The organism is Methylobacterium tarhaniae, from assembly GCF_001043955.1.
In the GTDB taxonomy this organism is placed as follows: Bacteria; Pseudomonadota; Alphaproteobacteria; order Rhizobiales; family Beijerinckiaceae; genus Methylobacterium; species Methylobacterium tarhaniae.
Window position 1 is genome coordinate 1 of record NZ_LABZ01000147.1, and the last position, 22,419, is coordinate 22,419.

17 protein-coding genes are annotated in these 22,419 nt (G+C 66.8%); 8 read left to right on the forward strand and 9 right to left on the reverse strand.

Annotation, left to right across the window (positions count from 1 at the left end):
* Positions 1 to 209 precede the first annotated feature (209 nt).
* The 8 genes from VQ03_RS32110 to urtA form a co-directional block, all read right to left on the reverse strand.
* Positions 210 to 2,519: an FkbM family methyltransferase gene (locus VQ03_RS32110; RefSeq protein ID WP_083468123.1), complete on the reverse strand. Its 2,310-nt coding sequence runs from the start codon at positions 2,517 to 2,519 to the stop codon at positions 210 to 212.
* A gap of 472 nt (positions 2,520 to 2,991) precedes the next feature.
* The gene (locus VQ03_RS20480) at positions 2,992 to 3,306 is read right to left on the reverse strand and encodes an FmdB family zinc ribbon protein (protein ID WP_048452754.1); all 315 of its coding nucleotides are present in this window, start codon (positions 3,304 to 3,306) and stop codon (positions 2,992 to 2,994) included.
* Between the two features lie 2 nt (positions 3,307 to 3,308).
* Positions 3,309 to 4,538, reverse strand: a complete 1,230-nt coding sequence (gene fmdA, locus VQ03_RS20485) for a formamidase (protein WP_048452755.1) — start codon at positions 4,536 to 4,538, stop codon at positions 3,309 to 3,311.
* Positions 4,539 to 4,627: 89 nt separating this feature from the next.
* Positions 4,628 to 5,371, reverse strand: a complete 744-nt coding sequence (gene urtE / locus VQ03_RS20490) for an urea ABC transporter ATP-binding subunit UrtE (RefSeq protein WP_048452756.1) — start codon at positions 5,369 to 5,371, stop codon at positions 4,628 to 4,630.
* 14 nt (positions 5,372 to 5,385) lie between these two features.
* The gene (gene urtD, locus VQ03_RS20495) at positions 5,386 to 6,159 is read right to left on the reverse strand and encodes an urea ABC transporter ATP-binding protein UrtD (protein ID WP_048452757.1); all 774 of its coding nucleotides are present in this window, start codon (positions 6,157 to 6,159) and stop codon (positions 5,386 to 5,388) included.
* A 10-nt stretch (positions 6,160 to 6,169) separates the two neighbouring features.
* Positions 6,170 to 7,318: an urea ABC transporter permease subunit UrtC gene (gene urtC / locus VQ03_RS20500; RefSeq protein WP_048452758.1), complete on the reverse strand. Its 1,149-nt coding sequence runs from the start codon at positions 7,316 to 7,318 to the stop codon at positions 6,170 to 6,172.
* Between the two features lie 12 nt (positions 7,319 to 7,330).
* Positions 7,331 to 8,257: an urea ABC transporter permease subunit UrtB gene (urtB, locus tag VQ03_RS20505; protein ID WP_048452759.1), complete on the reverse strand. Its 927-nt coding sequence runs from the start codon at positions 8,255 to 8,257 to the stop codon at positions 7,331 to 7,333.
* A 215-nt stretch (positions 8,258 to 8,472) separates the two neighbouring features.
* Complete coding sequence (gene urtA, locus VQ03_RS20510) at positions 8,473 to 9,729, reverse strand: urea ABC transporter substrate-binding protein (RefSeq protein ID WP_048452760.1); 1,257 nt, start codon at positions 9,727 to 9,729, stop codon at positions 8,473 to 8,475.
* Between the two features lie 218 nt (positions 9,730 to 9,947).
* Between urtA and VQ03_RS20515 the strand changes: the two genes are divergently transcribed.
* The 7 genes from VQ03_RS20515 (at position 9,948) to VQ03_RS20540 (ending at position 20,073) form a co-directional block, all read left to right on the forward strand.
* Positions 9,948 to 13,325, forward strand: a complete 3,378-nt coding sequence (locus tag VQ03_RS20515) for an ATP-binding protein (RefSeq protein ID WP_048452761.1) — start codon at positions 9,948 to 9,950, stop codon at positions 13,323 to 13,325.
* Positions 13,318 to 14,220 carry a response regulator gene (locus tag VQ03_RS20520; RefSeq protein WP_048452762.1) on the forward strand — a complete coding sequence of 301 codons (903 nt, stop codon included), beginning with the start codon at positions 13,318 to 13,320 and terminating at the stop codon, positions 14,218 to 14,220. The genes VQ03_RS20515 and VQ03_RS20520 overlap by 8 nt, the downstream gene beginning before the upstream one ends.
* A gap of 488 nt (positions 14,221 to 14,708) precedes the next feature.
* Positions 14,709 to 15,938, forward strand: a complete 1,230-nt coding sequence (repA, locus tag VQ03_RS20525) for a plasmid partitioning protein RepA (RefSeq protein WP_048452763.1) — start codon at positions 14,709 to 14,711, stop codon at positions 15,936 to 15,938.
* Positions 15,935 to 16,945 (forward strand): plasmid partitioning protein RepB, encoded by a 1,011-nt coding sequence (repB, locus tag VQ03_RS20530; protein ID WP_083468124.1) that lies wholly within the window; start codon positions 15,935 to 15,937, stop codon positions 16,943 to 16,945. Before repA ends, repB begins: the two co-directional genes overlap by 4 nt.
* A 187-nt stretch (positions 16,946 to 17,132) precedes the next feature.
* Positions 17,133 to 18,422, forward strand: a complete 1,290-nt coding sequence (gene repC, locus VQ03_RS20535) for a plasmid replication protein RepC (protein WP_342586471.1) — start codon at positions 17,133 to 17,135, stop codon at positions 18,420 to 18,422.
* 441 nt (positions 18,423 to 18,863) lie between these two features.
* Positions 18,864 to 19,235 carry a DUF1016 N-terminal domain-containing protein gene (locus VQ03_RS34710; protein ID WP_245292148.1) on the forward strand — a complete coding sequence of 124 codons (372 nt, stop codon included), beginning with the start codon at positions 18,864 to 18,866 and terminating at the stop codon, positions 19,233 to 19,235.
* Positions 19,132 to 20,073, forward strand: a complete 942-nt coding sequence (locus tag VQ03_RS20540) for a PDDEXK nuclease domain-containing protein (RefSeq protein WP_280948501.1) — start codon at positions 19,132 to 19,134, stop codon at positions 20,071 to 20,073. The genes VQ03_RS34710 and VQ03_RS20540 overlap by 104 nt, the downstream gene beginning before the upstream one ends.
* Positions 20,074 to 20,426: 353 nt before the next feature.
* Here VQ03_RS20540 and VQ03_RS20545 read toward each other — a convergent pair whose 3' ends face one another.
* Positions 20,427 to 20,891, reverse strand: a complete 465-nt coding sequence (locus tag VQ03_RS20545) for a cupin domain-containing protein (protein ID WP_048452764.1) — start codon at positions 20,889 to 20,891, stop codon at positions 20,427 to 20,429.
* A 218-nt stretch (positions 20,892 to 21,109) separates the two neighbouring features.
* Between VQ03_RS20545 and VQ03_RS20550 the strand changes: the two genes are divergently transcribed.
* A complete protein-coding gene (locus VQ03_RS20550; RefSeq protein ID WP_048452765.1) occupies positions 21,110 to 22,144 on the forward strand; it encodes an AraC family transcriptional regulator in 1,035 nt (344 codons plus the stop codon).
* The last annotated feature ends 275 nt before the right edge of the window (positions 22,145 to 22,419 follow it).

Sequence of the window (22,419 nt, forward strand, 5' to 3'; positions counted from 1 at the left end):
CTCATACCATCGCGCCGATGCATCGACGAGTCGACGCATCGGCGCGATGGTATGAGTTGCGTTTTGCTTTTCGATGCGCGCAGAACGGAGTCAGTTTCTGCGAGTGAGAACCGTCAATGCCCTCGGCTTCCGTATTTGTATGGTGAGCATCTCAAGCTCTTAGCTATGCAACTGCCGCAAGCTCACGCCCATTTTCCGCAATTCGAACGTCATGTTGGCTTACGCCGAAAGACGAGATTTTCTCCCGAGCGTTCGAACGTGAAGGCATGTTGCTTCATAGTATCCATGACTGCCGCATGCGATCCTGGCCGAAAGCGGTCATGGGTCTCGACGACTATGCATTGGCAGGACGGAATCCAAGCAGACGAGTCGGTCGAAAACAGCTCCAACTCGGCCCCTTCGATGTCGACCTTGAGCACGTCGATAGTGGGCAGGTTATAGCGTTCCATCAATTCGGGGATGCTGATCCCGGCGACCACATTGCCTGATTTGGATTCGGCTGGCCGGGTTTGACTTCCCCAGAAGCCCAAGCTCTTGCCGGCCTTATCCTCTTCCACAAGTTGCAACGTCGTTGATCGAGGCCAGACTGCCGCATGCACTGCGGTCACAAGTTCGTAAGGAGCGATATTTTGAGACAAGAGACGGAAGTTCTCAGGGTTTGGTTCTACACAAATCGTCCGCGCCTCTGGATAAATCCCGGCAAAATAGGCCGCAGCAAGCCCGATGTTCGCGCCCAAATCTAGAATGTAGCGCGGGCGTACATCGAGTTTGAATTCATAATCTTTCCGAACAAATACTTGGAAGAAAGTCGGCACATCGCTCGTTCCCAATCGCAGTGCAACAGGTTCAGGTGCCGGATCAGCCTTGAGGCTTATGAGAGTCGGCTCGAATGCTTTGCCGCCGATGGCGACTTCCGGCGCGCGGTCGAACTTCAGATTGAGAGCAGATTCTTGACCTGGCACGATCGTAATCCCGGAGCTGGTGATCGCCAGTCGCGGCATCGGATCATGCTTGAGTTCCCGTCTGTCACGGACATGGTTCGCCCTGAAGAGCTCGCGCAGGGCGGACTCCCCCTTCTCCTCCAAGATCTTGTACCAATTTCTCCAATGAGAACCCGTGCCGGGCGACAGCTCCGGTGCGTTGGCATACGCAATGCCTCCGTTGCGGACCTTTCTCACGAAATGGTCTTCAGAGCGCTGTGGGAAATGGCGCATCGTGACTCCGAACCGAGTCACATCGATCGCTGGGACAACCTGCCCGGAATCCGTGTGGATGTTATGATTTCCCTGCGCAAAACGAAATTCCTGCGACCATCGGGCTGCAACCTTTGTGCCTATGGCCTTCGGCATCCTATATGTCATGCGTCTGATAGGCGAGGATTCCGATGCGTCGTCTTCCATTGTGCATGAATAATTAAAATACGACATCTTGATAGATGCGAAATACAATGGATCTGTGCGCCGTAAGCCGAGTTGGCGCTCCATGTCTTTCTCTATTCGAAACAGAGTTTCATTGACACCATTGTTGAACTGCAGGAACTCATCTGCATCTAACGCAAAAACCCACTCCGCCCCGAAATAAGACGCCGCCAAGGAGGCTGCAGCCGTGGTCTTTCGTCCTTGATAATACCCTACTTCATGATCATTTAAAATCAAAACCTTACCATTTAGAGGTTCGACGAGGCGACGAAATTTCTCAATTTCTGAAAAAGTATTATCATGACTTGCATTATTTACTATGATAAATTGACGAAACCCCTGGGCGAAATGCCACGCGAGATTTGTAAAAATAATATCTTCTTCGTCTTTCACGAGGTAAACGATTGCTGCACGGCGATCGTCGTCCGCTGCCAGGACCTTCGTTGCAACAGGAGATGCATGCGCCCGCTGCCGAATGTATTCGGCACCGGCCTTCAACTCGGCGGCGGCGCGGTCAACCGCGAGTTCCGATGGCGAAGCCTCGACGGTTGGCTGTCGAGCGTCATCGTTCGGGATCCATCTGCTCGCATTCGGCAGCTGCTCGTGTATGGCTCGGGCAGCCTTGGCGGGATCTTGAACTATGTCCTCGTAGTCGATGGTGATCGTGGGAACTTTTCTCGCATCGAGAATGGCACGCTGGTTCATTCTTCGCGCGGTGACCGCCATCAATGAAGCGCGGCCGCTGTCGAGATCCAAAGGCAGACGACCGTCCGGAAAACCGCTTTGCTTGGGAAGCTTCTCCGATAACGCTGCGATCGAAGCTCCGTACGCATCTCTCCTGAGGACTCTTATGACAACCGATGAAGGTTGATACAACAGAGATAAGATATTCTTGTCTAACTTGACGGCGCCGGCTTCCTTCAAAAGAAGCGGAGTCCTGTCACGAGAAAATGCGGATATTGCATCGGCATCTTCTTCGAGATTGCCCCCCGCCTTCCAAAGCTTTGGGCTTTCAAAACCAAGAGACTGGAAGAAGCTGCAAACTCTAGGAAGGCCGATCTCATCCTCATAGAGGATGATCATTAGGTCGATTAGGCTCATGCTTCCAGCCGATCTAGGCAGAGGTGATCTGCGTATTAACTTTGACGATCTGGTGCAGGGCGATCATGCGGCAGGGCATCTGCTCCTCTGGGCGGGGGTCGGAATGGCCTGCGACAGCTAGCACCCCTTCTGCTGAGACAGCGACCTGGCACCTTCGGAGGTGGTACGATAATGGAAAACGAAACGCAACGGTACGAGGTGCGGCGGTACTGACCGTGTCCCGAACTCGGATGCGGCCCGGGAAAGGGCCTTTGCGGCTCTACTTTCATTCTTCGTTCGCGGTGGAATGTCCAAGCACCAGGCAAGTCGCTTTTTCTTCTTCCGCAGCGCTCGATACCCCGAGAACGGTCGTGTCCCTTGGGGTCGTGGAGCTGAACGGAAGCGGGAGAGCCCGCCTGCGCGCCCGTCGCAGTGCTCAAGCAGGCGGGCGCCCTCCCCGCTCCGCCCGGGCGGAGCGAGGGGCCGGGTGACGTCAGTGGCTGATCATCCACGGCCGCGCGGCCGGGAAGCTTTTCGCCGCCGCAGGCGCGGCTGCGGCTCCCTTCTTCGGGGCGCAGCAGCCGCAACCGGCGCCGTGGCTGCGCTTCGGCGCGTGGCGGCTGCGCTCGTTGGTGGCGTGCGCCGCCTTCACCCCCGCCTCCATCCCCGACAGGCGCGGCGCGGTGAGGAAGGCGCGGGCGCAGGCCGCGCCGCAATCCGGGCAATCGTGCGGATCGCGGAACTGCGCCATCGGGCGAAGGACCGTGAACGGGCCGCAGGCCTCGCAGGAATAGTCGTAGACCGGCATGGCTACTTGTCCGGCGAGATCGGCATCTGGATCGAGCCGTCGAGGTACTGCACCGGCCCGCTAGCGCTCGGGTTGATGTCGAACTCGAAGATGCCGGTCGGCAGCCACAAGGTCGCGCAGGCATTCGGCACGTCGACGACGCCCGAGACGTGGCCCTGCACCGGCGCGGTGCCGAGGATCGAGTAGGCCTGGGCGCCGGAATAGCCGAACTTCTTCAGGTACTCGATCGCGTTGAGGCAGGCCTGGCGGTACGCCACCGTCACGTCGAGATAGTGCTGGCCGCCGCTCTCGTCGACCGAGATGCCCTCGAAGATCAGGTAGTCGTCGTAACGCGGGGTGATCGGCGAGGGCTTGAAGATCGGGTTCTTGATCCCGTACTTCGCCATCCCGTCCTTGATGACCTCGACCTTGAGATGGACCCAGCCCGCCATCTCGATCGCGCCGCAGAAGGTGATCTCGCCGTCGCCCTGGCTGAAATGCAGGTCGCCCATCGAGAGGCCGGCGCCCGGGACGTAGACCGGAAAGTAGATCTTCGACCCACGCGACAAGTCCTTGATGTCGCAATTGCCGCCGTGCTCCCGCGGCGGCACGGTGCGGGCGCCCTCCGCCGCCGCCTTGGCCTTCGCCTCGCCGGTGAGCCGGCCCATATGGGCGGTCGGGCCGAAGGGCGGGTTGGCGAGGCCGGGAACCCGGCCCGGGTCGGTGGCGATCAGCGCGCTCTCGCGCGCGTTCCAGGTCGCGAGCAGCTTCGGGTCGGGCAGGCAGCCGATCAGGCCGGGATGGATCAGGCCGGGGAAGCGCACGCCCGGCACGTGGCGGGACTTGGTGAACAGGCCCTCGAAGTCCCAGATCGACTTCTGGGCGAGGGGGAAATGGTCGGTGAGAAAGCCGCCGCCGTTCTGCTTCGAGAAGAAGCCGTTGAAGCCCCATTGCGACTCCGGCTTGGCGCCGATGTCGAGGAGGTCGACGACGAGGAGGTCGCCCGGCTCGGCGCCCTCGACGCCGATCGGACCGGACAGGAAATGCACGATCGACAGGTCGATGTCGCGCACGTCGTCGGCCGAATCGTCGTTCTTGATGAAGCCGCCGGTCCAGTCATAGGTTTCGACGATGAAGTCCTGGCCGGGCTTCACGGTGGCGACCATCGGGATGTCCGGGTGCCAGCGATTGTGCACGCAATCGTTCTCGTAGGCCGACTGGGTCAGGTCGACCTTGATCAGCGTCTCGGGCATGCGTTTCCCTTTCCCTGAGCGGGGGATGTCCCGGCCGGCCGCCGGGATCTTCGGCGCGGGGGCGCGGCGCGTCCTCGCAATATTTGAAACTAGACCGACAGATAACGGGCGACCGTCGCATCGTCGATGTCGGCGCGGGCGTCCTCGTGGACGATCGATCCGTTCTCGATCACCAGAACGCGGTCCGCAATATCGAGTGCGAAGCTGAGCACCTGCTCGGAGACGACGATCGACAGCCCACGCTCGTCGCGGATTGTCCTCAGCATCCGGCCCATCTCGCGGATGATCGAGGGCTGGATGCCCTCAGTCGGCTCGTCGAGGAGCAGCACGCCCGGCCGGCTGGCGAGCGCCCGGGCGATGGCGAGCTGCTGCTGCTGCCCGCCCGACAGGTTGCCGCCGCGCCGCCCCTTCATCTCGAGCAGCACCGGGAACATCGCGTAGAGGTCCGGCGGCACCTTGCTCTCGCGAGTGACGGTGAGGCCGGTCTCGATGTTCTCCTGCACCGTCATGGTCGAGAAGATCATCCGGCCCTGCGGCACGTAGGCGAGCCCGGCGGCGACGCGCTGGTGGCTCTTGAGGCCGGTCACGTCCCGGCCCGCCACCCGGATCGTGCCGCTCTTCGCCGGCAGGATGCCCATCAGGGTCCGCATCAGGGTCGATTTGCCCATGCCGTTGCGGCCCATCACGGCGACGATCTCGCCGGGCGCCACGGTGAGGTCGATGCCGTGCAGCACCTCGCTCTGGCCGTAGGCGGCGTGGAGGCTGGTCACGGAGAGGGCCGGGGTGGTGCCGGGCGCGGTCGCCGGCATGGCGGCGGGGACGGTCTGGAGCATGGCGGCCTCTCCTCTCAATGGCCGAGATAGACGTCGACCACTTTCGGGTCGTTCTTGACGCGCTCCATCGAGCCCTCCGACAGCACCTTGCCCTGGTGCAGCACCGTGACCCGGTGGGCGATGTCCTCGACGAACTTCATGTCGTGCTCGATCACCAGCACCGAGCGGCCCTTGATGATCTGGTGCAGCAATTCGGCGGTCTTCTTGCGTTCGGCGACGCTCATCCCGGCCACCGGCTCGTCGAGCATCAGGAGTTCGGGATCCTGGATCAGCAGCATGCCGATCTCGAGCCACTGCTTCTGGCCGTGGCTGAGGAACTCCGCCCGCTTGCTCAGGTGATCCTTGAGGAAGATCATCTCGGCGACCTCGTGGATGCGGTCGCGGACGGCGGCGTCGCGCTTGAACGTCAGCGCCCCCCAGACGCTGCGGCCGCGCGGATACGAGATCTCCAGGTTCTCGAACACGCTGAGGTCGTCGTAGATCGACGGGGTCTGGAACTTGCGCCCGACCCCGGCCTGGACGATGGCGCTCTCGGAGAGCTTGGTCAGCTCGCTCCCCTTGTACTTGATCGAGCCGGAGGTGGCGCGGGTGCGGCCGCAGATCAGGTCGAGCACCGTGGTCTTGCCGGCGCCGTTGGGACCGATGATGACCCGGATCTCGTCCGGATCGACGTAGAACGACACGTCGTTCACCGCCTTGAAGCCGTCGAACGAGACGGTCAGGGCCTCGACCGCGAGGAGGAAGTCTGGTTGGCCGGCACTCGCGCCGGGGAGGATGGCGGCGTTCATCGAAGAATCCTCACTCGGCGGGAGCGCCCTTCGGGAGCGTGGCGGCGCGCTGGGGCATCGGGGCCTTGGCACGGCGGGTCAGGAGCGGCGCGACGTGCCGGCGCCAGAGGCCGGCGAGCCCGTCGGGGAAGGCGAGCACCACGGCGATGAACAGGGCGCCGAGGCCGAACAGCCAGAGCTCGGGGAAGGATTCCGAGAAGGTGGTCTTGGCCCAGTTGACGAGCAGCGTGCCGTAGATCGCGCCGAACAGCGACAGCCGTCCGCCGATCGCCGCGTAGATCACCATCTCGATCGACGGCACGATGCCGACGAAGGACGGCGACATGAAGCCGACCTGGAGGGTGAACATCGCTCCCCCGACCGCCGCGAAGGCGGCGGCGAGGCAGAAGGCGAAGATCTTGAAGCTCGCGACACCGTAGCCCGAGAAGCGGACCCGGTCCTCCTTGTCGCGCATCGCCACTAGGATGCGGCCGAGCTTCGAGCGCTTGACGAACTGCGCCGCCAGCACGCAGGCGACGAGGAGCCCGCCATTGACGAAGTAGAGCAGGGTCTTGGCCGAGTCGGTGCGGATGTCCCAGCCGTGGAGCGTGCGCAGGTCAGTGATGCCGTTGATGCCGCCGGTATAGCCCTGCTGCCCGACGATCAGGATGGTCAGGATCGCGGCGATCGCCTGGGTGATGATCGCGAAATAGGTGCCGCCGACCCGGCGCTTGAACATCGCCGCCCCGACCACGAAGGCGAACAATGTCGGCACCAGCACCACCGCGATCAGCGTCAGCGGCAGGCTCTTGAACGGCGTCCAGAACCACGGCAGGGCGGTGACCTGATTCCAGTCCATGAAGTCCGGGATGCCCGGCGTCGACTGGATCCTGGTGTTCTCGACCGACGAGGCCTCGAGCTTGAGGTACATCGCCATGCAATAGCCGCCGAGGCCGAAGAACACGCCCTGGCCGAGGGACAGGATCCCGCAATACCCCCAGCAGATCGCGAGGCCGAGCGCCACGAAGGCGTAGGTCAGGTACTTGCCCACCAGATTGAGACGGAAGCCGTCGAGGGCAAGTGGGAGCAAGACGAAGATCAGGGCACAGAGGACGGCGAGATAAGCCCATTCCGTCGGCGTCATGAACGGGTTGTCGGTGCGGGGACTCGGGGATGTCATGCGGGTCGCTCCTCAGCGCCGGACCTTGAGGGTGAAGAGGCCCTGCGGCCGCAGCATCAGGATCGCCACGACGGCGAGCAGGGTGATGACCTTCGCGGTCGAGCCGGAGAGGAAGAATTCGAGGGTCGACTGGGTCTGCGAGATCGAGAAGGCCGACGCGATGGTGCCGAGCAGACTCGCGGCGCCGCCGAAGACCACGATCAGGAAGGTGTCGACGATGTAGAGCTGGCCCGATGTCGGCCCGGTCGAGCCGATCATCGTGAAGGCCGAGCCGGCCACGCCGGCGATGCCGCAGCCGAGGCCGAAGGTGAGGCGGTCGACCCGTCCGGTGTCGATGCCGACGGCGCCGGCCATCACCCGGTTCTGCATCACCGCCCGGACCTGCTTGCCATAAGCCGACGCGAAGAGCAGGCCGGCGACCGCCAGGGTGATGAGCACGGTGACCGCCATCACGAACAGGCCGTTGATCGGGATCTCGATCGTGTCGGTGGCCTGGACCGAGCCCATCATCCAGGACGGCAGCTCGACACCGACCTCGCGGGCGCCGAAGATCGACCGGTAGGCCTGCTGGAGGATCAGCGACAGGCCCCAGGTGGCGAGCAGCGTGTCGAGGGGCCGCCGGTAGAGGTGTCGGATCAGCGCCCATTCGACCAGTATCCCGAGCGCCCCGGAGGCCACGAAGGCCAGCGCCATGGCGACGAAGAAATAGGCCGGAAAGACGCTCGGCAGGTGGGCCTGGAAGAAGCCCGAGCACAGATAGGTCATGTAGGCGCCAAGGATCATGAACTCGCCATGTGCCATGTTGATGACGCCCATCTGTCCGAAGATGATCGCCAGGCCGAGCGCCATCAGCACGTAGACCGAGAACAGGATGAGGCCGGCGAAGCCCTGCATGGCGACGATCGCGCCGAGGTCGCCGAGCGAGTATTCACCGAACATGGGTGGGCTCCGGCTGGGATTTTTCGGGGATGGTCTTGGCGAAACGCCCGCCCCCTCCCCCCTCTGCGGAGCAGGCCGGGAGAGGGGACGCCGCTTCCGGAGAGGTCACGCGCTTGATGAAGGGCGCACTCTGGAACAGCGTCGCGCTGCCCCTCTCCCGCCCCGCATCCGCGGGGCACCCTCCCCCGCAGAGGGGGGAGGGTTCACACTGCGCCCTACTGGTACCCCTTCGGGAACGGGTTCGGCTCGATCAGGTCGGCGCTTTCGTACACCACCTCGAACTGGCCGTTGGGCAGCGCCCGGCCGACGCGGGTCTTCGACCAGAGATGGTGGTTGGGATGGATGCGCACGTAGCCTTCCGGCGCGCCCTTGAACTCGATCCCGTTTGATGCCGCTGCGACCTTGTCGACGTCGAACGAGCCGGCCTTCTCGACAGTCAGCTTCCACAGGTGGGGTCCGAGATAGGCGGCCTGGGTCACGTCGCCGATCACCGTCTTGTCGCCCCACATCTTCTTGAAGGCGGCGACGAATTTCTCGTTGTTCGGGTTCTTCAGTGACTGGAAGTACTTCATGCAGGCATAGGCGCCGGCGATGTTCTCGCCGCCGATGCCGTCGATCTCGTCCTCGGTAACCGAGATCGTCATCAGCACCTGTTTCGACAGGTCGATGCCGGCCGCCTTCAGCTGCTTGTAGAACGCCACGTTCGAGCCGCCGACCACGTCGGTGAAGATCACGTTCGGCTTCGTCAGCTTGATCTTGTTGATGACCGAATTGAACTGGGTGTGGCCGAGCGGAAAATATTCCTCGCCGACGACCTTGCCCTTCAGCACGTTCTCGACGTGCTTGCGGGCGATCTTGTTCGAGGTGCGCGGCCAGATGTAATCCGAGCCGATGAAGAAGAAGGTCTTGGCGTCTTTCTCCTTCGCCACCCAGTCGAGGCTGGCGAGGATCTGTTGCGTCGCCTCCTGGCCGGTATAGATGACGTTCTTCGATTCCTCCAGGCCTTCGTAGAAGGTCGGGTAGTACAGCATTCCGTTATATTGCTCGAAGACCGGCAGCACCGCCTTGCGCGAGGCCGAGGTCCAGCAGCCCATCACCGCCGCGCACTTGTCGTTGACGAGGAGTTTTTTCGCTTTCTCGGCGAAGGTCGGCCAGTCCGAGGCGCCGTCCTCCTGGATCACCTTGATCTTGCGGCCGAGCACGCCGCCCGCCTGGTTGATCTCCTCGATCGCGAGCTTTTCCGCCTGCTGTGCCCCGGTCTCGGAGATCGCCATCGTGCCGGTGACGGAGTGCAGGATGCCGACCGTCACCTCGGTGTCGGTTACGGCGAGGCCGGTGGTGTTGATCGCGGCGGTCGGCGGGGCCGCGGCGAGGGCGAGGCGGGGCAGGAGGGATGCGGCCGGCACCGCGGCGAGCCCCATCAGCAGCCGGCGCCGCAACGCCGATTCGAGACCCACATCGTTCTCCGCCATCGCCCTCTCCTGTCGTCCCGCGCGGGCGCCCGTTGGGGTCGCTCCCGCCGCTCGCGGAATTCAGGCTAGGGGGCGTATTGCGCCGCAGCATATACGCGTTTTTGCGTATTCCGCGCCGGCCCGAAGCCGGACAGGATCATGCGCTCCCGCGAGCCGCGCGAGGGATGTCGGGAAGGGATCCCGGATCTCGCACCGCAGCGGGCGCGCCAGGGAGGCTCATGCCCGGACGACAGCGCATCATCCCGGTCCGCCGCGAATACAACCAATGGGTCGCGAACGAGACCCTGGAGGATTTCGCGCTGCGCTTCACCGCCAAGCGCGCCCGGCGCTGGTCGGGCTGGCGGGTCGCCCAGACGGCGCTCGGCTCGGTCGCCTTCCTGGCGCTGGAGGCGATCGGCGGCACGCTGATCCTGTCGAGCGGCTTCACCAACACGCTGTGGGCCGTGCTCACCGTCGGGCTGGTGATCTTCCTCACCGGCGTGCCGGTGAGCGCCTACGCCGCCCGCCACGGCCTCGACGTCGACCTGCTCACCCGAGGGGCGGGCTTCGGCTATATCGGCTCGACCGTGACCTCGCTGATCTACGCGAGCTTCACCTACCTGTTCTTCGCCATCGAGGCCGCGATCCTGGCGCTCGCCCTCGAACTCGGCTTCGGGCTGCCGCTTCCGATCGGCTACCTCGTCAGCGCGCTCGCGGTGATCCCGCTGGTCACCTACGGGATCGCGCTGATCAGCCGGTTCCAGCTCGTGACGCAACCGGTCTGGCTGGCGCTGAACCTCCTGCCCATCGCCTGCATCGCGCTCTACGCGGACGCGCCCCTCGACGCCTGGATGGCGCACGCTGGCCTCGCCGGCGAGGGGGCCGAGGGCTTCGACCTCCTCCTCTACGGCTCGGCCTGCGGGATCCTGTTCGCGCTCATCGCGCAGATCGGCGAGCAGGTCGATTTCCTGCGCTTCGTGCCGCCGGAGGAGCCGGGCCGGCGCGGGCGCTGGTGGGCCGCGGTGCTGGGGGCGGGGGCGGGCTGGATCCTGCCCGGCCTCCTCAAGATCCTGCTCGGCTCGTTCCTTGCCGTCTTAGGCCTCTCCCACGGCGTCCCGCCGGAGCGCGCCAGCGAGCCGACGCAGATGTACGCCGTCGCCTTCGGCTACGTCGTGGCGGCACCCGGCGCCGCGATCGCCCTCACCACCCTGTTCGTGACGATCTCGCAGCTCAAGATCAACGTGACCAACGCCTATGCGGGTTCGATCGCCTGGTCGAACTTCTTCTCGCGCCTGACCCACAGCCATCCGGGGCGCGTTGTCTGGCTCGTCTTCAACGTCGCCATCGCGCTCATGCTGATGGAGCTCGGCGTCTACAAGACCCTGGAACGGACGCTGGGGGTCTATGCCCTGGTGGCGGCGGCCTGGATCGGGGCGCTGGTCGCGGATCTCGCGGTCAACAAGCCCCTCGGCCTCTCCCCGCCGGGCATCGAGTTCAAGCGCGCCCATCTCTACGACGTGAACCCGGTCGGCACCGGCGCGATGGCGCTGGCCTGTCTCGTCGCCGGCCTCGCCCATGCGGGCCTGTTCGGCGCGGGGCTCCAAGCCTTCGCGGCCTTCGTGGCGCTCGCCACCGCCTTCACGGCGGCCCCGCTCATCGCCTGGGCGACGGGCGGGCGCTACTATCTCGCGCGCCGGCCGCGGCGGCACTGGCGCCACCGCCCGGAGATCACCTGCGGGATATGCGAGCACGGCTTCGAGCACGAGGACATGGCCCATTGCCCCGCCTACGGGGTGCCGATCTGCTCGCTGTGCTGCTCGCTCGATGCGCGCTGCGGCGACCTGTGCAAGCCGCACGCCCGGCTGGGCTCGCAGGTCCGCCGCGTCGCCGGGCGCCTGCTGCCGGCCCGCGCCGCCGCCCTCGTCGGGTCGCGACTCGGGCGCTATGCCGGGGTGATGCTGGTGCTGTGCGCCACCGCCGGGCTGATCTTAGGGGCTATCTACGCCGAGGCGGCGCACCGCCCGGCGGAGCACCGGGCCGTTCTGGCCCAGGCGCTCCAGGCGGTGTTCTGCGTCATGGCGGTGATCTTCGGGGTCGTGGCCTGGCTGTTCGTGCTGGCGCAGGAGAGCCGCCGCGTCGCCCAGGAAGAGAGCGCCCGACAGACCGCCCTCCACCGGGCCGAGATCGCCGCCCACAAGGTCACCGACGCCAAGCTCCAGAAGGCCAAGGAGGCGGCCGAGGCCGCCAACCTCGCCAAGAGCCGCTACGTGACGGGCCTGAGCCACGAGCTGCGCACGCCGCTCAATGCCGTGCTCGGCTATGCCCAGCTGCTGGAATCCGACCCCGCCATCCCACCCCAGCGCCAGGCCGGCCTGCGGGTGATCCGCCGCAGCGCCGAGCACCTGTCGGGGCTGATCGACGGGCTCCTCGACATCTCGCGCATGGAGGCCGGCCGGCTCCAGCTCCACCGCGACAAGGTGCGGCTGCCCGAGTTCCTCGACCAGATCGTCGACATGTGCCGGCCCCAGGCCGAGGCGGCCGGGCTCGCCTTCCGCTTCGTGCGGCCGAAGGCCCTGCCCTCCCTCGTCGCCACCGACGAGAAGCGCCTGCGCCAAATTCTGCTCAACCTGATCTCGAACGCGATCAAGTTCACCGCGAAGGGAGAGGTCGGGCTGACCCTGACCTATCGCAGCCAGATCGCCGAGTTCGCCGTGACCGATACCGGCACCGGCATCCCGGAGGCCGACCGGGCGCGGATCTTCGAGCCCTTCGTGCGCGGCTCGCTGCCCGCCGCCGCGGCCACGCCCGGCACCGGGCTCGGGCTCACCATCGCGCACCTGCTCGCCCAGGTGATGGGCGGGGAGATCACCGTGGCGAGCGAGGTCGGACGCGGCAGCACCTTCCGCCTGCGGCTGATGCTCTCCGCCCTGCCCGAGCCCCCCCTCGCCGCCCCGGCGGAGGCCCCGGTCACCGGCTATGCCGGGCGCCGGCGCACGATCTTCGTCGTCGACGACGACCCGGCCCACCGCGAGCTGATGCGCGAGATCCTCAGTCCCCTCGGCTTCACGCTGCTCTCGGCCGCCGACGGACCGACCTGCCTCGACCTCGCGGCGGAGTGCCGGCCGGACCTCTTCCTCCTCGACATCGCCATGCCGGGCATAACCGGCTGGGAGCTCGCCCGGACCTTGCGCGCCTCCGGTCACGGCCTCGCCCGCATCGCCATGCTGTCGGCCAATGCCCACGAGATCAGCCCGGTGCGGGGCGAGGATGCGCCGCACGACGCGATGATCGCCAAGCCCTTCGACCTGCGCGACCTGCTCGCCCGCATCCAGGGGCTGCTCGGCCTCGAATGGACCGTCGCCGCCCCCTCGCCGACGCCGTCGCCGCCGCGGCGGGCGGACCCGGAGGCGGTCGCCGAGCTCATCCGGCTCGGGCGCATCGGCCATGTCCGCGGCATCGAGGCGAAGCTCGCCGAGATCGAGGCGACGGCCTCCGCGCCGTTCGTGAGCGCGCTGCGCGGCCTCGTCCAGGCCTACGACCTGCCCCGCTACATGGCGGTGCTCGAGACGACGGCTCGCGAGATCGCCGCGGCCGAGAGAGAGGGCAGCGATGCGTGAGCCCGGCCGCGACACCGTGCTGGTGGTCGACGACTCGCCCGAGACGCTGAGCTTCCTCACCACCGCCATCGAGGCGGCGGGCGCCACCGTGCTGGTGGCCGTTTCAGGCCACGCCGCGCTCTCGGTCCTGCGCGAGATCACGCCGGACGTCATCCTGCTCGACGCCGTCATGCCGGGCCTCGACGGGTTCGAGACCTGCCGGCGCCTCAAGGCCGATGCGGGCCTCGCCCATGTGCCGGTGATCTTCATGACCGGCCTGTCGGAGACCGAGCACATCGTGCGCGGCCTGGAGGCCGGGGGCGTCGACTACGTCACGAAGCCGATCTCGGCCGGCGAGATCCTGGCGCGGATCCGCGTCCACCTCGCCAATGCGCGGGCCTCCCAGAGCGCGCGCCTCGCCCTCGACAGCACCGGGCGCTTCCTGCTCGCGGTCGACGCCGCCGGAGCGGTCCGCTGGTGCACGCCCCAGGCCGGCAAGCTGCTGCGCGCCCTCGATCCTGCGGCCGCCGAACCCGTGCTTCCGCCCGCGGCCTCGGCGTGGCTGCACGGCGACGCGGCAGGCCCCCTCACCCTGCCGGCCGGCGACGGACGACGCCTCCTGCTCAGCCGCATCGGCCGCGTCGGCGCCGACGAGATCCTGCTGCGCATTGCCCTCGACGACGATGGCGGCGAGGTCGAGCACCTGCGCCGGGAACTCGGCCTGACCAGGCGCGAGGCCGAGGTCCTGCTCTGGGTCGCCCGCGGCAAGGCGAGCCGCGATGTCGGGGCGATCCTCTCGCTCAGCCCGCGCACGGTCACGAAGCACCTCGAGCAGATCTACGCCAAGCTCGGCGTCGAGAACCGCACCGCCGCCTCGGCGCTGGTCGCCCGCGCGCTCCCGGATCCGCGCGGATGAGGCGGGCGCCCGATCGTCCGGGTGCCGCGATCGTCGGCCGGATCGGCGCCCTGCCGGAAACCGTGCTGTCCTGGATCGGAACTCGGATCGCGCGGCGTGCCGGTCAGGCCGTCGCAGTGACGACCGCCGGCGGAGTCTCGCATGTCGGGATCGCGACCGCCCTCCCCTCCTCCCTGATCGCGCCATTCCGCTCGTGCCCGAAGCGATCCTCGCATAGACTGGGTACGGCCTCCTGCGCCACGTCACCTCCGACTGATGGACCGGCCGGGCCCGCATTCAGGCCTGCCGGATCCGACGCGGTTCAGCCCGGCAGCGGATTCGGCTCGCGCGCGAATCTCGTAGGCTACCCCAGGTTCCTCCACACCTGAGTCTGCAGAGAAGCTTGTGTGGCGCTTGCAAGGGACTCGACTCTCTTCCCGAATCGGTCTCATCTCGCCGTTAGCGGTGGTATGGCGTAATCTGTCGATTTACCGCTAGCGAGAAGGACCATGAACCAGCACGTCCTCGTGGATGGCGCAGACGCGCACTCGAACCAGATTGCAGCGAGCCACGCGCGGCTCCTGGGTGGCAAGCTGCAGGATCTCGCCGTCGGCTTCTATCCCCCCACCGCGGAAAAAACCCTGCGACGGTTCTCGGCCGGCGAGACGGCGCGGCTCCTCGGGATCACCGAGGCGCGCCTTCGTCAACTCCCCTTCGACCGGCTCACGCCGGATCTGGAGATCGGACCGGCGGGACGTCGCTACTTCACCCTCGCCGAGATCCATGCCATCCGTCGATACCTTCACGAGATCGACAGGGTCGGACGAGGCTATCTTCCCCATCGCGACGGCGAGAAGGGCGAGCATCTCCAGGTCATCGCTCTGACGAACTTCAAAGGCGGGTCGGCCAAGACGACGCACACCGCCGGGCTGGCCCACTATCTCGCACTCCACGGGTACCGCGTGCTGGCGATCGACGCCGATCCGCAGGCCAGCCTGTCCACCTTGCTCGGCGTTCGTCCGGACGAGACCGGACCGACGATCTACGACGCCGTCCGCTACGGCGACGGCCAGCGCCCGATGCGCGAGGTGATCCGCAAGACCTACTTCACCGGTCTCGATCTTGCCTCGGCGAACCTCGAACTCGAGGAGTTCGAGTTCTACGCGCCGCTCATGTCGAGCCCTGAGCGGCGCAAGTCGAGCGGTCCTCCCTTCTTCGCCCGTCTTCCGGTTGCGATCGAAAGCGTCGCCGAGGATTACGACGTGGTGGTGATCGATTGCCCCCCGCGGCTCGGCTACTTCGCGATCTCGGCCCTCTGCGCAGCCACCGCGACCCTGATCACCGTTCATCCGCAGATGATCGACCTGGCCTCCATGCGCCAGTTCCTCACGATGATGAGCGATCTGATGGAGACGGTTCAGGAGGAGGGCGCTCCGCCACCGGCCCAGGACTGGTTTCGCTACCTCATCACCCGATACGATCCGCAGAGCGTGCCGCAGACCTCGGTCGTCGGAATGCTCCAGGACCTGTTCGGGAGCTACGTGCTTCCCAAGGCGATGCTCCAGACGCCGGCCGTCTCGACCTCGGGTCTGGTCGGTCAGACGATCTACGAGACGCCGCTCGGAAAGGACCGCAGCGACGAGGTGAGCCGGGCCACCTACCGGCGGGCGCTCGATGCGTTCGACGATGTCAATCGGGAGATCGAAGCCTTGATCCGCGGCGCGTGGGGACGGGCATGAGCAAGAGCATCCGCCATCTGATGGCCCGGCCTGCCTCGGAGCTGGTGAAAGGTCCCACGTCGTCAACGGAATCAACGACTTCACCCTCCTTACCAGCTGGTAATCCCCCCTCCCCTCGCCGCACCGGCGCGGCCCGGTCGTTCGGTGCCGCGTGGCAGGCACAGGAGCAGGCGCGCGCCGCCGCCGATGCCGAGCGCGAAGGCAGCGTGGTCGAGCTCGATCCGGACATCTGCGATCCATCCGCGATCGCGGATCGCGTTCCCGACACGACCGACGCGGCGTTCGACGCCTTCGTGGAGCAGATCCGCGAAGAGGGCCAGCGCAGCCCCGCTCTGGTGCGTCCGAAGCCCGGGGAGCCCGGTCGCTACGAGATCGCCTATGGTCGCCGCCGGCACCGCGCCGCGCGGATCCTCGGGCGCCCGTTGCGTGCCATCGTGCGCCCGTTGAGCGACACCGAATTGGTGATCGCACAGGGCTCCGAGAACCTCGCGCGGGCCGATCTGAGCTATATCGAGCGGGCCCACTTCGCCCGGAACATGGTGCAGGCGGGAGTCACGCGCGAGGTCATCGCGAAGGCGATGGGCATGCAGGCGACCCATCTTTCAAGCCTGCTGACCGTCGCCGACGCGATCCCCGCTCCAGTGCTCGCCATCATCGGGCCGGCGCCCAGGATCGGCCGGCCCAACTGGCTCACTCTGGCCGACCGGATCAAATCCGCCACCCCCGAGCAGATCGACACCGCCCTCGCCTCTCCGGATCTGTCCGGCAAGACGTCGGACGAGCGCTTCGCCGTGGTGCTGGCCGGGCTCACCGTCGCACCCAAGGCGACGAAAAGGCCGAAGGCCGAGACGCTGAAGGACGCCAAGGGTCTGAAATTCGCTCGCGTCGAGCGCAGCACGTCCGGCGTGCGCGTGACGACCGACGAGAAGAGCGAGCCCGGCTTCGGCGACTATCTCGCCGCGCGGCTTCCCGAGATCCTTGCCGCCTACCGGGCGAGCAAGGCTTAACCCACCCCACCACCCCGAACTGAAAGGAGACGAGGACACCGCAAAAAGAAAGGGCCCACCGAACCGAAGCCCGGAAGACCCTCTCTGTCTCTCGCAAATTCAGAGAATCACATCTCCCGGCACATCGCAAGGCTGAACAGCGTCGTTCGCGAAAAATTCGCGGCGGCGAACGCCCGATCTTGGCCCGGTGCTCGACCACGGCATGCTCCACATCACGACGCCCTTCGGGCGGCGACCGTTGACGGCTGCGCAAGTGAAGGCGCAGGCGATCGCGGACGGCTGCCTGCGCGACACCACGGTCGAGAAATGGGCCGTGCTCCGCGACATCACCGAGGCACGCACGCAGCTCGGCCTCTCGGCACCGAGCCTGGCGGTCCTCGACGCACTCGCGACCTTCCTGCCTGAGACGGCGCTGCAGATGGGAGAGGGACCGGCCCTCGTCGTGTTCCCGTCCAACCGCTCCCTCGTCATCCGGACCAGGGGCATGGGAGAGGCGACCATTCGTCGGCATCTGGCCGCACTGGTCGATGCCGGCATCATCATCCGCCGGGATAGTCCGAACGGGAAGCGATACTGCCGCCGCGGCCCGGCCGGGACCATCGCCCAAGCCTACGGCTTCGATCTGTCTCCCCTCGTCGCACGTGCAGCCGAGTTCGCGAGCCTCGCAGAGGCCGTACGGGCTGAGGCACTGGCATGCCGCATCGCCCGTGAACGGGTCACGCTGCTTCGGCGGGATTGCGTGAAGCTCATCGAGGCCCTCGAGGAGGCCGAGGGTGCACCGGGGGCAGCCATGTCGCTCAGGGCCCGCTACGGAACGGCCATGGGCGCCCTGCCCCGCGTCCCGTCTCGGACCGCCCTGAACGCCGCTGGCGAAGTGCTTGCGGCCTTGGCGACCGATGTGGGCAAGCTGTTGCTCGCACATCAGGAATCGGTGGAATCGAGCGGCAATGCCGGCCGAAATGAGCGGCACATACAGGATTCAAAACCCGAACCTTCTGGATATGAACAGGCCTTCGATGTGAAGAAGAAGGATGCCTCGGCGCCCGATCCGCAGACGATGCCGTTGGTTGCGGTCGATGCAGCCGATGGGGGAAACGAGCCGTCCCACTTGCCGGTCCGCAGCACCTACCCTCTCGGCCTGGTTCTGAGTGCCTGTCCTGATATTCGGGACTATGCCCGTGGCGGGATCGGCACGTGGCGAGACCTGGTGGACACGGCAGGCCTCGTGCGATCCATGCTCGGGATCAACCCGAACGCCTGGGACGAAGCACGCGAGGTGATGGGCGACGATGCCGCGGCTGTGACGATCGCGGCGATCCTACAGCGGGCTGAGCACATCAAGACACCGGGCGGCTACTTGCGTGCGCTGGTGGCCCGGACGAAGCGTGGAGAGTTCAGCCTGGGGCCCGTCCTCCAAGCGCTGAGCCGAAGGCAGCTCGGGCAACGCGCCAGCGACATTCCGCATCGGCGACCGTAGCCTTTGCGGAAACCAGACCTGACCCTTCCCGCGATGCTCGGGCGTCGTCTCGTCCTTCTCGGCGTCCTGCCAGGGGCGAGCGAGCCTGGACCGGTCATTGCGCGCCAGCCCTGCCGACGGGGCCAGGACGGTGGCGTGTCTCGGATCGCCGGGCTGACCACATGGCGGCGGGAGTGCCGGTTCTGGAATCGGGCCTGCTGCTGTCGTGTTCGGCCTGCCCAGCCGCACCGAGCGACCGTGCTGCAGCGAGGGCGAAGGGGAATACCAGCTGGTAAGGGGGGTGAAGTCGTTGATTTCCTTGAGGATGGGCTGTCTGGAGCCGCCAGACCTGGACCGGCAGGCAAAGGCCGGCTGAGGCGCGAACGCCATCGACCGCCTGGCAGCCGGCCTCCGGCCCGGCTTTCCCGAGATGGCAGCCTGCCACCGCGAAATCTCAAATACATGCGGGCCTTCGCGGAGGCCTTTCCTGACCGCGAGATCGTGCAACAGGCTGTTGCACGATGGCCCTGGGGGCACGCCATCAAGCTCGTCGAGGAACTCAAGGGAGACGAGCAACGGCTCTGGTATGCGCGGCAAGCCGCCGACCATGGGCGGAGCCGCAACGTCCGGGTCCACCAGATCGAGAGCGACCTATGCCTGCCAGGGCAAGGCGCTGACGAACTTTGCCCGGACCCTGCCGGCGCCGCAATCCGACCTCGCTCGGCAGCTGATCAAGGATCCTTACAGCTTCGATGTCCTGGCGCTCGGGCCCGAGATGTCCGAGCGCGAACTCGAGCGTGGCCTCCTGGGGCACCTCCAAGCTCTCCTCCTTGAGCTCGGCAAGGGCTTGGCGTCCGCCGGCAGGCAGCACCATCGTCAGGTCGACGGCCAGGGCTATGACCTCGACCTCCTCTTCTATCGTTTCAGACTGCGCTGTTTCCTCGTCGTCGACCTGAAGTTCGAGGAGTTTCGGCACGAGCCCGATTCACCGAGTACCGGCATCATCCTCTGCAAGGGCAAGAACGAGGTCATCGTCGAGTACGCGCCTCGGTACGGCGCGGAGCCTATGGGCGAGGCGGAGTACCGCTTGTCCACGGCCCTGCCCGAGTCGCTGCGAGCCGAACTGCCGACCGCGGCAGAATTCGCGCGCGAGTTCCCGCTCTTGTCCCTCGTGACGCTGCGCACCGAGACCGAACGTGAATTGCGCGCCTTCGCCGATGAAGCTGGTCTCGCCGAATCGTCTCTCTCGATCGGGGCGACACTTGCCGCGCTGGAGCGTGCGGGCAAAGTCCCGCACAGCACCCGCCTGTTCCAAACTGCGCTGCAGGTCCTCAACCAGGCCACTCAGGGTCACGACGCGGACGCCGATACGGCCGCTCAGGCCGCCGAAGTGGCAGGGCATTACCTCGCGGACCGTCGCGCCGTCCAGGCGGCCGGCGCAGAGGAAACATTGAACGCGGGCTCACCATCATCCCGCGGCGCCGGTGCTTGCCGCAGGCGGCGATCGCAATCGTCTTCACGCCGGGCAGGCCTTGGCCGATCGTCGCTGGCGCGGCCGGGGGAGGGGGCCGGTGGCGACCTTCGCCCGGGCCTCGAGCGAGCCGAGATCGAAAGGAGAGCGCCCGCAGGGTGTTCTTCTCCATGCCGGGGCGGGCGAGGTGCTCGACGGTGATGCCGGCTTCGCCTGTGAAGAGGTCGGCGAGGTTGCGCTTCCGAGCGAGAGTTGGATGCCGAGGGGGAGGGGGCCGACATCGCCAACGAGCGCGCCAGCCAGGGACCGCCAGGGCGCGGGAACTGTGGATGGTCGCGACGATGGCTTTGCGGCTTGCCCCGATGGCTCGTCGAAGCGCGACGGAGATCATGGATCAGGTCGGGTCCGCCGAGTGCCGACGAGCGAGGGCCCAGGCCGGCGCGAACGAGAGGCGAGGGGGGATCGCCGATGCCGCGAGAGAGACCATGGACGCCTCCGACGATGCCGAGATGCGGCGGCGGCCCGCCGCCGCACCGCGTGCGTGGCGGCCGGGCTCACGCGCCCGGCACGGAGCCCGGCGGCAGGAAGTCGACCTCGCAGGCGGCGGAGCGGCGCACGACCTCCTCCGGATCGGTGAGGTCGTGGAGCTTGTCGAACAGCTCCTTCAGCTTGCGTCCCGGACTCACCCAGAAGATCGCCCGGTTGGGCGCGTCGGTGCGGTTGTAATAGGCGTGCGGCTTGCCCATCGGCATGCAGACCAAGTCGCCGGCCTTGGCCTGGAGCCATTCACCGTCGAGGTAGAGGTCGAAGGTCCCTTCCAGGACGTAGATGAACTCGTCCTGCGTCGGGTGGATGTGCGGCGGCACGAAGGTGCCCGGCGGATCGTAGGTCTCGAAGGAGAAGGCGCTGTCGCAATTCGCCTTGAAGTAGTAGGTATGGCCGAGGACGTTCCATACCGTCCCGTCGATCCCTTCGCCTGCCCTCGCGATTCGTGCTGGAAGCGGCCCGTTTTCGCTCATTTTTTCCTCTCTGTGCTGATTTTTTGAACATAAAATCGAGGTTTTTGCTGCTCCTCTTCCGGTCAATACTCGGATTCAGTGCCGGTTCCGGCTATCCGCTGGAAAGCGGCCCTGTCCACTTTACGCAGGAAACGGAGGATCGGCGGCGGCGGGGTCTTGTGGATGTTTTGCCGCCACAGGCATTCTCCTCCTCTCGGCTCTGCACGACCGGTTGGGCCATGGACGACGAGACGCCATCCGATCCGCGCCCTCGCTCCGGGGCCGCCTTGCCGCTCGAGCGCTACGCCGTCGTGGCGACGCGAGATCTCGATCTGGCGCGCGAGCAGATCGGGCGGATCTTCTGCCCGCATGGCCTGGTCCTCGCCGATCCCGCCGCCGCCGGGCGCTTCGAGGCCCGGCACCATTCCGCGGGTTTCGGCGGCCTGACGATCAACTTCGTCTCCTACGGGGCCCGGGTGGAGATCGATCCGGGCTGCCTCGACCGGTTCTTCCTGTTGCAGATCCCGCTCGCGGGCTCGGCTTTGGTGCGCAGCGGCTCCCGCGAGACCTTCGCCGATGGCGGCCGCGCCACCCTGCTCTCGCCGGCCTTGCCCACCCGCATGGTGTGGGAGGCGGGCTGCGAGAAGCTCATCGTGCTCGTGCCGCGGGGGCTTCTGGAGGAGCACGTCATCCGGGTGCTCGACCGGGCCCCGCGCCCGTTCGACTTCGATCCGGCCATCGACCTGCGGTTCCCCCGGGGAGCCGCGATCCTGTCCCAGGCCCGGCTGCTCCAGCACCTCGCCGAGAACCGTGAGCGGCCGGGCACCGTCCCCGACGCGGTCGAGCGCGAGCTGGCCTCGGCCTTCGTCACGCTGCTCGTCGGGCACATGCTCGAACGGGGCGGGGGAGGGGCCGCGCCGGCTCACGCGCAGCGAGTCTCGGTGGCGCCCGCGCATGTCCGCCGGGCCGAGGAATACATCCGGGCGCATCTCGATTCCGCTCTGAGCCTGCCGCATCTCGCCGAGAGGGCCGGGAGCAGCATGCGCTCGCTCCAGGACGGCTTTCGCCGGTTCCGCGACAGCACGATCTCCGACTTCATCCTGGCCCAGCGCCTCGACCGGTGGCGAGCCCTGATCCTCGCCGCCGATCCGGAGGCGAAGGTGGGCGACCTGGCGCTGGGCGTCGGGCTCAACCATCTCGGGCGCGCCGCGGCGGCCTATCGCGACCGATTCGGCGAGGCCCCATCCCAGACGCTGCGCCAGCGCCGGCGCTGATCGACCGGCGCGGCCTTGGGGGTCACTGGGGCCTTGAGCGTCACAGGAGCCCTGGGCGTCAGGCGGCGCGGGACGCCTCGACCGCCCGCAGGCCCGGCTTGGCGGCGCGGGCCCGCCCGCGGGGGGGGGGGGGGGGGGGGGGGGGGGGGGGGGCGGGGCGGCCGCGGGGGGGGGGGGGGGGGGGGGGGGGGGGGGGGCGCGGGGGGGGGGGGGCGGCAGGTGGCGACGGGCGGGGAGGGGGGGGGGGGGGGGGGGTGGGGGGGGCTGCACGACAA

What these genes read in the sequence shown, in the direction of transcription:
- VQ03_RS32110 (WP_083468123.1), bottom strand. Translation starts at nt 2,519, where the DNA reads ATGAGCCTAATCGACCTAATGATCATCCTCTATGAGGATGAGATCGGC.
- VQ03_RS20480 (WP_048452754.1), bottom strand. Translation starts at nt 3,306, where the DNA reads ATGCCGGTCTACGACTATTCCTGCGAGGCCTGCGGCCCGTTCACGGTC.
- fmdA (WP_048452755.1), bottom strand. Translation starts at nt 4,538, where the DNA reads ATGCCCGAGACGCTGATCAAGGTCGACCTGACCCAGTCGGCCTACGAG.
- urtE (WP_048452756.1), bottom strand. Translation starts at nt 5,371, where the DNA reads ATGCTCCAGACCGTCCCCGCCGCCATGCCGGCGACCGCGCCCGGCACC.
- urtD (WP_048452757.1), bottom strand. Translation starts at nt 6,159, where the DNA reads ATGAACGCCGCCATCCTCCCCGGCGCGAGTGCCGGCCAACCAGACTTC.
- urtC (WP_048452758.1), bottom strand. Translation starts at nt 7,318, where the DNA reads ATGACATCCCCGAGTCCCCGCACCGACAACCCGTTCATGACGCCGACG.
- urtB (WP_048452759.1), bottom strand. Translation starts at nt 8,257, where the DNA reads ATGTTCGGTGAATACTCGCTCGGCGACCTCGGCGCGATCGTCGCCATG.
- urtA (WP_048452760.1), bottom strand. Translation starts at nt 9,729, where the DNA reads ATGGCGGAGAACGATGTGGGTCTCGAATCGGCGTTGCGGCGCCGGCTG.
- VQ03_RS20515 (WP_048452761.1), top strand. Translation starts at nt 9,948, where the DNA reads ATGCCCGGACGACAGCGCATCATCCCGGTCCGCCGCGAATACAACCAA.
- VQ03_RS20520 (WP_048452762.1), top strand. Translation starts at nt 13,318, where the DNA reads ATGCGTGAGCCCGGCCGCGACACCGTGCTGGTGGTCGACGACTCGCCC.
- repA (WP_048452763.1), top strand. Translation starts at nt 14,709, where the DNA reads ATGAACCAGCACGTCCTCGTGGATGGCGCAGACGCGCACTCGAACCAG.
- repB (WP_083468124.1), top strand. Translation starts at nt 15,935, where the DNA reads ATGAGCAAGAGCATCCGCCATCTGATGGCCCGGCCTGCCTCGGAGCTG.
- VQ03_RS34710 (WP_245292148.1), top strand. Translation starts at nt 18,864, where the DNA reads ATGCGGGCCTTCGCGGAGGCCTTTCCTGACCGCGAGATCGTGCAACAG.
- VQ03_RS20545 (WP_048452764.1), bottom strand. Translation starts at nt 20,891, where the DNA reads ATGAGCGAAAACGGGCCGCTTCCAGCACGAATCGCGAGGGCAGGCGAA.
- VQ03_RS20550 (WP_048452765.1), top strand. Translation starts at nt 21,110, where the DNA reads ATGGACGACGAGACGCCATCCGATCCGCGCCCTCGCTCCGGGGCCGCC.